Source organism: uncultured Eubacterium sp. (assembly GCF_945980375.1).
Lineage (GTDB): Bacteria > Bacillota > Clostridia > Oscillospirales > Acutalibacteraceae > Eubacterium_R.
On the sequence record NZ_CAMFQO010000004.1, the window covers coordinates 80083 to 90558 of the forward strand.

Genomic DNA, 10476 nt, shown 5'->3' on the forward strand with positions numbered 1-10476 from the left:
AGACTTTTTATTCTTAAAAGCTGTAAATCGTAACGATTACTTAGCCTTTTCGATGATTTCAACCACACGCCAATTCTTATCCTTGCTGAGTGGACGACATTCCATAATCTGAACCTTATCGCCTACACCGCATTCGTTGTTCTCGTCGTGTGCCTTATACTTAACAGACTTATCAACAATCTTATTGTAAAGAGGGTGCTTAACTCTGTCCTTAATTGTAACAACGACTGTCTTGTCCATCTTGTCAGATGTAACAACACCAACCAATGTTTTTCTGAGGTTTCTTTCCATAATCAGTTACCTCCTTATTAGGAATTAGCATTTTCAAGCTCGATAGCTCTCTCAACTGTCTTGATACGAGCAATATCTTTCTTGACTGCCTTAATTCTCATAGGGTTTTCGAGCTGATTGATAGCCTGCTGGAAATGAAGGTTGAAAAGTTCTTCCTTAAGCTCAACGAGCTTCTTTGCTCTCTGCTCTGCAGAAAGTGCTCTGATTTCTGATGCTTTCATTACTGCTCTCCTCCCTCTTCTTTTTTAACAAACTTACATTTTACAGGAAGCTTGTTTGCTGCAAGTCTCATAGCCTCACGAGCAACATCCTCGCTAACGCCTGCAAGCTCAAACATAACCTTTCCCGGCTTAACTACTGCTACCCAGTAGTCAACGTTACCTTTACCTTTACCCATACGAGTATCGGCAGGTCTTGCTGTGATTGGCTTGTCTGGGAAAATCTTAATCCAAACTTTACCACCACGCTTTGTGTAACGTGTCATAGCGATACGGGCTGCCTCGATCTGAGCTGCTGTGATCCATGCAGGCTCTGTTGTAGCAAGACCGTACTCACCGTATGATACCTTATTACCTCTTGTAGCCACACCTGTCATACGACCTCTGTGCTGCTTTCTGTGTTTTACACGCTTAGGTAAGAGCATTATTTATTTCCCCCTTCCTTGCGATTTGTTCTTCTCTTCTTATTACGGGATTCTCTGAGAACCTCGCCCTGATAGATCCATACCTTAACACCGAGTCTACCGTATGTTGTAGCAGCTTCTGCTGTACCGTAATCGATGTCTGCACGGATTGTTTGCAGAGGAATTGTACCCTCCTTATAGGTTTCCGAACGAGCGATTTCTGCACCGCCGATTCTACCTGAAACCATAACCTTGATACCGCGAGCGCCAAGTCTCATTGTGTTTCTGATAGCACCTTTAACTGCACGTCTGAATGCAACTCTGCGCTCAAGCTGCTGAGCGATTGACTGTGCTACCAAAATTGCGTTGAGGTCAGGCTGCTTGATCTCTACGATGTTGATGAATACCTCTGAAGGATCCTTGCCAAGCTTCTTTGCACAAGTAGCCTTGAGCTTTTCAATCTCTGCACCCTGCTTACCGATAACCATACCCGGCTTTGCACAGTGAATGTTGATTCTTACTCTCTTGGTATCTCTTTCGATTTCTACCTTTGGAACACCTGCGCTGTAAAGTGACTTTAGCAAATACTGACGAAGATTATAATCTTCTACAAGGATATCACCAAACTCGCCTTTCTTTGCATACCAGCGAGAGTCCCAGTCTTTAATAACGCCGATTCTTAAACCGGTTGGATTACATTTCTGTCCCATTTAACTTTCCTCCTCGCTTAGTCTTCCATTTCCTTGAGAACAAGGGTAATGTGTGATGTTCTTTTGTTGATTCTGTAAGCTCTGCCATGATCTCTTGGCTGAATTCTCTTAAGGATTGGACCCGGAGCAACGTGTGCTTCGCTTACATATAATCTTGTTACGTCCATATTGTAGTTATTCTCTGCGTTTGCCATTGCTGACTTGAGAACCTTTGATACAGGCTCTGTTGCAGCCTTTGGAGTAAACTTAAGAATAGCCATAGCCTTATCTGCAGGTTGATTTCTAATAAGATCTAAAACGATCTGAACCTTTCGAGGAGACATACGAACATAAGTTGCTTTTGCTTTTGCTTCCATCATAAATCTCCTTTCAATTACTTACCGGTCTTAGAGCCTGCGTGGCCTCTAAATGTTCTTGTTGGTGCAAATTCACCAAGCTTGTGTCCAACCATATCCTCTGTAACATATACAGGAACATGCTTTCTTCCATCGTGTACAGCAAATGTGTGACCTACGAATTCAGGGAAGATTGTTGAACTTCTTGACCAAGTCTTAATAACTTGCTTGTCGCCTTTTTCGTTAAGAGCTGCTACCTTCTTGTAGAGGCTTTCTTCAACGAATGCGCCTTTTTTAGTACTTCTACTCATTTAATCTTCTCCTTTCCTCTTACTTGCTGTTTCTACGGCGAACGATCATCTTATTTGATGCCTTCTTCTTGTTACGTGTCTTGTAACCAAGAGCAGGCTTGCCCCATGGAGTACATGGACCCGGACGACCGATAGGTGACTTACCTTCACCACCACCGTGAGGGTGATCGTTGGGGTTCATTACAGAACCACGAACTGTTGGTCTCCAACCCATATTACGCTTACGACCTGCCTTACCGAGCTTTACGTTTGCGTGATCTGCGTTGCCTACAACACCAACTGTTGCGATGCACTGCTTTGGTACATTTCTAAGCTCGCCTGATGGGAGTCTAAGAAGTGCATATGGGCCCTCAAGAGCCATAAGCTGTGCGCTGTTACCTGCTGAACGTGCGAGCTGTGCACCGTTACCCGGATAAAGCTCAACGTTGTGTACGATTGTACCAACAGGCATATTTTCAAGTGGAAGAGCGTTACCTACTACGATATCTACATCGGTACCTGCAACAACTGTTGCACCTACCTTAAGACCTTCCGGAGCAATGATGTAGCTCTTTACACCGTCCTCATACTGAATAAGAGCAATATGAGCTGATCTGTTTGGATCGTATTCGATTGTCTTAACCTCTGCAGGAACATTGAACTTGTTTCTCTTGAAGTCAATTACACGATACTTTCTTCTGTTTCCGCCACCGCGGTGACGAACTGTGATTCTTCCGTATGAGTTACGACCTGACTTCTTGTTAAGTGGTTCAAGAAGTGATTTCTCAGGAGCAACTTTTGATAGAGAAGAATAATCGATAACCGACATATTTCTTCTTGAAGGTGTAGTCGGCTTATAATTTCTAACTGCCATTATAATCTCCTTACCATGAATAACTTTGCGAAAGGATGGCACCTTTCATACCTCATCATTCATTTGTTTCTGTTGCTTATATATAATAGGTATAATACTTATTATACAGTGATTACATCATATCGCTGAAGAATTCGATTTCCTTTGAATCCTCTGTCAAGGTTACGATAGCCTTCTTCCAAGATGGAGTGTAGCCAACATTGTAGCCCTGTCTGCGCTTGCGACCGCGAACGTTCATTGTGTTTACCTTAGCAACCTTTGTGCCCGGGAAGGCTTCCTCAACTGCCTTGGCAATTTCAATCTTATTTGCAGTCTTTGCTACCTTGAAGGTATATTTCTTTTCCATAATGCCCATCATTGAATTTTCAGTGATGATTGGCTTAAGGATGATATCCTGTGCTGCTTTCATTATGCGTATACCTCCTCAATTTTCTTTGCTGCGTCCTTAAGAACAACAAATGAGTCGCAATTCAAGATGTCGTATACACAAAGAGTATTTACTGTAACAACCTTTACGCCCTCAATGTTACGTGCGCTCTTGTAGATAACCTCATCTACACCGTCAGTAACGATAAGTGTCTTCTTTGCAGCCTTAAGCTTTGCAAGCATCTCAACAATAGCCTTTGTCTTAATGCCCTCAAGCTCAATCTTGTTTACTACCATCATTTCTTCATCAGCAACCTTTGTTGACAAAGCTGACTTCATAGCAAGTCTCTTTACCTTCTTGTTAAGCTCAACCTTATACTTTCTTGGCTTTGGACCAAGAGCGATACCACCGTGTGTCCACTGTGGAGATCTTGTTGAACCCTGACGAGCACGGCCTGTGCCCTTCTGTCTCCAAGGCTTTGCACCGCCACCGCTTACTTCTGAACGAGTGAGAGTTGACTGTGTTCCCTGTCTCTGGTTAGCAAGATAGCTAACTACAGCTAAGTGCATTGCATCAGCATTTGGCTCAATACCGAAAACTGAATCTGCAAGCTCTAATTTAGAAGTCTTTCTTCCTTCTTGGTTATAAACCTGAACCTGTGCCATTTATACCTCTCCTTTCGTTAAGCTTTTACTGCGTCTGCAATAACAACGATTCCGCCCTTTGGACCCGGAATTGCACCCTTGATTGCAATAAGGTTTGCTTCTGCATCAACCTTTACAACCTTGAGGTTTTGAACTGTTACTGCCTCGTGACCGTAGTGACCTGCCATCTTCTTGCCCTTGAATACTCTTGATGGGCTTGAACAAGCACCCAATGAACCTGCGTGACGGTGGTTAGGACCTGTACCGTGGCTCATACGGAGTCTTGCGAAATTCCAACGCTTAATTGCGCCTGCTGTTCCGTGACCCTTGCTTGTTCCCTTAACATCAACAACGTCGCCTGCTGCGAATACGTCAGCCTTAAGAATGTCGCCAACGTTCATTGCTGAAATGTCTTCAAGACGGAATTCTTTAAGTGTTTTCTTTGGAGCAACGTTTGCCTTGTCGAAGTGACCCTTCATTGGCTTGTTCACTCTTGCGACCTTAACATCGCCGAAACCAACCTGGATTGCTTCGTAGCCGTCGTTCTCCATTGTCTTCTTCTGGGTAATCACACATGGACCGGCCTCAACAACTGTAACAGGAACTGCGTTGCCTGCTTCGTCGAAGATTTGAGTCATGCCGATTTTCTTACCGATAAGACCTTTCTTCATTTGTATTTCCTCCTTTGGTTATTGGTTGGGTACCCCCAACATGACCTCAACCGACTGTTTTGCTTGGATTACTTTGTTTTGATTTCCAAATCAACGCCGGCTGGGAGCTCAAGACCCTGTAGAGCTTCGATTGTCTTATTTGAAGGTCTAAGGATGTCAATGAGTCTTTTGTGTGTTCTTTGCTCAAACTGCTCACGGCTGTACTTGTACTTGTGAGTAGCACGAAGGATTGTGATCTTCTCTACCTCGGTAGGAAGAGGAATAGGACCGCTAACCTGTGCGCCTGTTCTCTTTGCAGTTTCAACAATCTTTTCTGCAGCCTGATCAACAATGCTGTGATCATAGCCCTTAAGTCTGATTCTGATCTTGACTTTACTTGCTGCCATTTTAATTCCTCCATTGAAATTTAGTGGTGCGAGTTTTATCAACCGTTAACCACGAGGCCGTGTGTTCCTACCCTTTCATTTTTGAAATCCGAATGACAATATTCATTCGGACGCAGAATAAGCCTACACGCGCGCAGGCATTCGCAAGTTACCTGTCGCAGTTAGTGTTGATATAGGTTCGCCCGTGTTTGAAACTCGGACATACTCCGTCGAAATTACCGCCGGGTTAAGCGCAACCTCCGACATCATCGCATATCATGTTGTGCAATCTAACTGCATATTGCTATATATAATATATAACTTCATATATACGCAGTTTACCACACGTGCGACTATTATAATATATACATATGACATTGTCAATAGATTTTTTCAAAAAATTTTACTTTTTTTACAAAATTAAAAATTAAAGTTTGTTAGTTTTGCACAAGTAAAATTTTCACCCATATATTGTGTAAAAATCACCAATATACACAATATATAGTAAATGCAAAAACACGGCACAGTTTTGTGCCGCGTTGCAAATTCTAATTTTTCTTTTTGGGGGCCTTACCGGTCTTTTCCTCGTAAACCTTTGCAACCTCCTGTGCGGTGCCCTGAGCAATAATTTTACCCTTTTGAAGAAGGATTGCTCTGTCACAAATTGCAAGCACCTGATCGATGCTGTGCGACACAAACAAAACGGTTACGCCCTTATCAAACATAGACTTAACCTTTGCAAGACTTTTGCGTCTGAATTTTGCGTCACCTACCGACAAAACCTCATCAAGCACAAGAATGTCGGGCTCTACTGCAGTTGCAATGGAAAAGCCCAAACGGGATTTCATACCCGACGAATAGTTTTTAAGCGGAACGTTAATGAATTCACCGAGCTCGGAAAACTCAATAATATCCTTAACCTTTGTATCCAAAAATTCTCTGCTGTAACCAAGAATTGCGCCGTACAGGTAAATGTTTTCCTTACCGGTATATTCGGGGTCAAAGCCGGCGCCCAGCTCGATAAGAGGTGCCATAACACCAACCTTTGTAACCTTACCGGATGTTGGCTTATACACACCTACAATAGACTTGAGCAAGGTGCTTTTGCCGGCACCGTTAAGTCCCATAATAGCAAGACGCTCGCCCTTTCTAACCTGAAAAGTAATATCGTCAAGAGCTTTGAACTTTGTAACCTCAATATTGCCCTTAATCTTACGGATAACATATTCCTTAAGATTATCTATCTTTTGCTTATTGAGAATAAACTCCATATCAATATGGTCTACATCAATAACAACAGGGCGGTCGTCAACCACCTGCTCTGTATCAGTCTGTTCGGCAATCTCTGCCGCTTGCTCTATATTTTTTATTTCTTCCATGTTATATAACCTCTATCCTCTTTTTCATATGTGCAGGCAAATTATTGCTTACTGTTATTCTTTAGCCTCCAAGTGAGTGCCGTTACCACAACAAACAGAATGGCTAAAAAGCCTGTACTTGCCAACAAATATGCAAGTGAATCATCAACCCAATTCAAAAAAACATCTACAAGATACGTGGGATAAATAACCAATTCTTTTTTACTTTTTATTATGGAAACAGTATCAAACACCACCATATTCATAATTACAGCCGCAAGGATTGAATATGCAGTTGCACGGGTAGCACGATACTTTCTTGATGTGCCCATACTAAGCATCAAGACAACGCAAACAATGCCGATTGAGCAAACGCAAAGTAATATTTTACAAAACATATTGGCCGTGTCGCAATAGCTGCGAAGCTGTGAAATATAATTAAAATGGATTATTTTTTCAACATATTCCTTAATCTGCTTTGAAAAATCAGCCACGGCGGTATCCTTTACAGATGAATCAATTTGAATCTTCTGCTCCGATACCATGTTGCTTACGCTCGCCTCAATATCCTCCTGAAGCTTTGTAAGCAGGCCCTCATATGTATTTTTATTGTACTCATCATTTTCATTAAGCTCTCCAACGATATACGCTTTTTGAATGCTCAATATGCGGTTATAAGTTATTACGTCATCAATAAAATCATCGGGAATTGAATTTTGAATGCACATATCCTGACAATAGCGAACTGCATCTGCCTTTACGTTTTCCACATATTTGTTGCTTGTAAATTCCTTAATAAAGGTGTTGGGGTTTGAACCAACACTGAGAAAGCCTACGATAATTACGGAAAGTGAAATCAATAAATACAGCAAAAATGACAGTGCCGTTCTTTTTTTACGACGAGAGGAAAAAGCGTTGTTCATATCTTACTCTACCTCCTTGTCGGCTAATACGGCATACACATAAAAGCCTTTATCGGATTGTGCCGAAAATGCCTTTGAGGATTTTGCCGTTCCCAATATCAAGGCATCGCCCTTGGTATCCTCAGGGGTATTAGATGCATACGCATCGTACACCTCATAGTAAAAAATACCAAACGGAGTATCAACCTTTATAACATCACCTTTTTTAATATTATAAAGATTTCCGAATGACGACGAGGAATAACCGGCAAGCCTACTGCATCCGCCCATACCGAATAAAAATGAACTGCTGTCAAGGCCTGCACCGTCTCGTAACGACACTCTGTTGTATCCGTAATAAATGTTTTCATTAAGCCCTATTCTTTCGCAGGAAACCGTACCGATAAGCGAGCCAAGACGAATGGAATTGACAAAATCATTGCCTGTTTTACCGTTATATGAATTATCGGTGGCAATATCGTTGAAGTCTATCGTTAAATAAGTTTTTGCATCTTCAACGGTTGTCTTTGCCTTGTCAAATCCCAAAAGCATCAATGGAGCAAAAGCGAACATTGATATAAGCACAAAGCTTATAGAACGATATAAGTATGGATAAACCACGCTATCGTTCTTGTGTCGCCTATGCTTTTTTTGTTTATTCACATTTTGCTCTTTGAGCTTACTCATAAAAACACCTATTAATCGTCTTCAAAAACAGCACCGCGTGATCCTGATGTTACATGCTGTGCATATCTCTTGAGATAGCCTGTTAGGTTCTGCTTTGGAGCAGACCAATTTTTTCTTCTCTCTGCCAATACCTCATCAGAAACATTTACACGAAGCACTCTTGCAGGAATGTCAATTTCGATTTCGTCGCCGTCTTCAACCAACGCGATTGTACCGCCGACAGCAGCCTCAGGGCTAACGTGACCGATAGAAGCGCCTCTTGTAGCACCGGAAAAGCGACCGTCTGTCAAAAGTGCAACCTCTGAACCGAGTCCCATACCGATAATAGCCGATGTAGGAGAAAGCATTTCTCTCATACCCGGTCCGCCCTTTGGACCCTCGTATCTGATAACAACAACATCACCTGCAACAACCTTGCCGCCGGTGATAGCCGCAATAGCCTCTTCCTCTGAATCATAGCATTTTGCAGGGCCTTTATGTTGCATCATTTCAGGTGCAACCGCACCCTTCTTAACAACAGCGCCCTCCTGAGCAAGATTGCCCTTTAGCACGGCAATACCGCCGTCCTTTGAGAAAGGATTGTCAAGCTTACGAATAACAACACCGTCTGCATCGGGAGCCTTTGCAATTCTGTCAGCAACAGTACCGTTAACGGTTAGGCAATCTATGTTGATGAGTCCGCCTGAAGCGAGCTCCTTAATTACAGCCTGCATACCGCCAACATCATTAAGATCGGTAATAAACACAGATGATGCAGGATTAAGCTTGCAAATCTGCGGAGTTGAATTGCCCATATCGTTAAGGTCTGCCAAATCAATATCGTGACCTGCTGCGTGAGCAACGGCGGTAAGGTGAAGAATTGTATTTGTTGAGCAACCGATAGCCATATCTGTACGCATAGCATTTTGGATTGCTTTTTCCGTAATAATATCGGAAGGCTTGATGTCCTCCTTAAGAAGCTCCATAACCCTTTCACCTGCCATCTTTGCCAAGCGAAGACGGGCAGAGTAAACAGCGGGAATTGTGCCTGAACCCGGAAGTGACATACCAATGGACTCTGTAAGGCAGTTCATTGAATTAGCTGTGTACATACCCGAGCATGAACCACAGGTTGGGCAGGCAGTAAATGCAGTCTGCTCAAGATTTTCGGCAGACATTTTGCCAACCGAATTTGCACCGACATATTCAAACTGCTCTGACAGACCGATTGGATTTTTAGTCTCTGTACTCTTACCGGGGAGCATAGGTCCGCCGTTAATGAAGATGCACGGAAGATTAAGTCTGCATGCCGCAAGAAGCATACCCGGAACAATCTTGTCACAGTTTGGGATAAACACAATTGCATCAAGCGGATGTGCAGTAAGCATAACCTCAATGCTGTCTGCAATAAGCTCACGCGAGCAAAGTGAATACTTCATGCCCTTATGGTTCATTGCAATACCGTCGCAAACACCGATGGTGTTAAACTCAAACGGAACACCGCCTGCGTTGCGGATACCTGCCTTTACCTGCTCGGCAATTTTGTCAAGGTGCATATGACCCGGGATGTAATCACTCTTTGAGTTTACTACCGCAACAAACGGCCTTTTCATTTCAAGCTCGTCAATACCGAGAGCTCGAAGGAGAGAACGGTGAGGAGCTCTTGACGGGCCCTCCTTAATCAAATCTGATCTCATATCTATACCTCATTTGTTAAAAAGATTACTTATAATTTAATATTATATTATTAAAAAGCAAATAATTCAATACTTTTTTACTTTTATGTAATTATACAACCTAATTACAATTCCGTCAAGAAAAACAAGAACCACACCGTACATGACGATGTGGCAAAAATAATATTTACTTTTTGATTGGTATTTGGATTTCTGTCAGGTAATCATTTTCGTTATCCTTATTCCAACAACCGTCAATGTAGCACTCTCTCGGGTTATCGGCAACAGTATATCCGTTTTCCTCAACATACTTAAGCACAGCATTATAAGCATCTCTTAATGCAGAAGTCTCGGCGTACCCGATAAGGTGGCTAAAATCATCAGAAATAAAGTCTTAGTGAATGATTTATTCAGTTGTCAAAATACAAGTGAATGGGCTGACCTTTTCGTGGTTCGGAATTAACCCCTTCACTCATTTGGACAAAGGGGGTCAAAATGCACACCCAAAATCACCCCTTTTTCAAAAATTTCTTGAAAATATTTTTTTAGAAACAAAAAAGCCGCCTATTTCCCTCGTAATTGAGGTCAATAGACGGCGGGTAGAAATATTCATATTTTTGGTGTATAATAAGAGTTAATCAAAAGAAAAATTTGAATTTTACGGTCAGTAAGGAATGAGTAAAGTTATATGATTGTATTATAAGC

General features: G+C 42.2%; 16 protein-coding genes. All 16 read right to left on the reverse strand.

Annotated elements, in window-relative coordinates:
- Window positions 1-36: 36 nt before the first annotated feature.
- The 16 genes from rpsQ to Q0P34_RS02685 all read right to left on the reverse strand — a co-directional run bounded on the left by rpsQ (window position 37) and on the right by Q0P34_RS02685 (window position 10159).
- Window positions 37-291, reverse strand: a complete 255-nt coding sequence (rpsQ, locus tag Q0P34_RS02610; protein ID WP_294952449.1) for a 30S ribosomal protein S17 — start codon at window positions 289-291, stop codon at window positions 37-39.
- Window positions 292-308: 17 nt separating this feature from the next.
- Window positions 309-512, reverse strand: coding sequence for a 50S ribosomal protein L29 (rpmC, locus tag Q0P34_RS02615; RefSeq protein WP_178666975.1), 204 nt, complete (start codon window positions 510-512; stop codon window positions 309-311).
- On the reverse strand, window positions 512-934 hold the full coding sequence (gene rplP, locus Q0P34_RS02620; protein ID WP_078768222.1) for a 50S ribosomal protein L16: 423 nt from the start codon (window positions 932-934) through the stop codon (window positions 512-514). Before rplP ends, rpmC begins: the two co-directional genes overlap by 1 nt.
- Window positions 934-1623, reverse strand: a complete 690-nt coding sequence (gene rpsC / locus Q0P34_RS02625; RefSeq protein WP_178666971.1) for a 30S ribosomal protein S3 — start codon at window positions 1621-1623, stop codon at window positions 934-936. Before rpsC ends, rplP begins: the two co-directional genes overlap by 1 nt.
- Window positions 1624-1640: 17 nt before the next feature.
- On the reverse strand, window positions 1641-1979 hold the full coding sequence (gene rplV / locus Q0P34_RS02630) for a 50S ribosomal protein L22 (RefSeq protein ID WP_273338398.1): 339 nt from the start codon (window positions 1977-1979) through the stop codon (window positions 1641-1643).
- Window positions 1980-1996: 17 nt separating this feature from the next.
- Window positions 1997-2269 (reverse strand): 30S ribosomal protein S19, encoded by a 273-nt coding sequence (gene rpsS / locus Q0P34_RS02635; RefSeq protein ID WP_288314209.1) that lies wholly within the window; start codon window positions 2267-2269, stop codon window positions 1997-1999.
- Window positions 2270-2288: 19 nt separating this feature from the next.
- A complete protein-coding gene (rplB, locus tag Q0P34_RS02640) occupies window positions 2289-3122 on the reverse strand; it encodes a 50S ribosomal protein L2 (protein ID WP_294952457.1) in 834 nt (277 codons plus the stop codon).
- A 112-nt stretch (window positions 3123-3234) separates the two neighbouring features.
- Window positions 3235-3531 carry a 50S ribosomal protein L23 gene (gene rplW, locus Q0P34_RS02645; protein WP_177664947.1) on the reverse strand — a complete coding sequence of 99 codons (297 nt, stop codon included), beginning with the start codon at window positions 3529-3531 and terminating at the stop codon, window positions 3235-3237.
- On the reverse strand, window positions 3531-4154 hold the full coding sequence (rplD, locus tag Q0P34_RS02650) for a 50S ribosomal protein L4 (RefSeq protein WP_178666962.1): 624 nt from the start codon (window positions 4152-4154) through the stop codon (window positions 3531-3533). The genes rplW and rplD overlap by 1 nt, the downstream gene beginning before the upstream one ends.
- A gap of 17 nt (window positions 4155-4171) precedes the next feature.
- Complete coding sequence (rplC, locus tag Q0P34_RS02655) at window positions 4172-4804, reverse strand: 50S ribosomal protein L3 (protein ID WP_294952461.1); 633 nt, start codon at window positions 4802-4804, stop codon at window positions 4172-4174.
- Between the two features lie 68 nt (window positions 4805-4872).
- On the reverse strand, window positions 4873-5190 hold the full coding sequence (rpsJ, locus tag Q0P34_RS02660) for a 30S ribosomal protein S10 (RefSeq protein WP_294952463.1): 318 nt from the start codon (window positions 5188-5190) through the stop codon (window positions 4873-4875).
- Between the two features lie 527 nt (window positions 5191-5717).
- On the reverse strand, window positions 5718-6548 hold the full coding sequence (locus tag Q0P34_RS02665) for an ABC transporter ATP-binding protein (RefSeq protein ID WP_366783527.1): 831 nt from the start codon (window positions 6546-6548) through the stop codon (window positions 5718-5720).
- A 41-nt stretch (window positions 6549-6589) separates the two neighbouring features.
- The gene (locus Q0P34_RS02670; protein WP_294952466.1) at window positions 6590-7450 is read right to left on the reverse strand and encodes a hypothetical protein; all 861 of its coding nucleotides are present in this window, start codon (window positions 7448-7450) and stop codon (window positions 6590-6592) included.
- A gap of 3 nt (window positions 7451-7453) precedes the next feature.
- Window positions 7454-8116, reverse strand: a complete 663-nt coding sequence (locus Q0P34_RS02675; protein WP_294952469.1) for a hypothetical protein — start codon at window positions 8114-8116, stop codon at window positions 7454-7456.
- A gap of 11 nt (window positions 8117-8127) precedes the next feature.
- Window positions 8128-9792 carry a dihydroxy-acid dehydratase gene (gene ilvD / locus Q0P34_RS02680; protein ID WP_294952471.1) on the reverse strand — a complete coding sequence of 555 codons (1665 nt, stop codon included), beginning with the start codon at window positions 9790-9792 and terminating at the stop codon, window positions 8128-8130.
- 166 nt (window positions 9793-9958) lie between these two features.
- Entirely contained in the window at window positions 9959-10159 is a 201-nt protein-coding gene (locus Q0P34_RS02685) for a GyrI-like domain-containing protein (protein WP_366783532.1), read from the reverse strand.
- Between the last annotated feature and the right edge of the window lie 317 nt (window positions 10160-10476).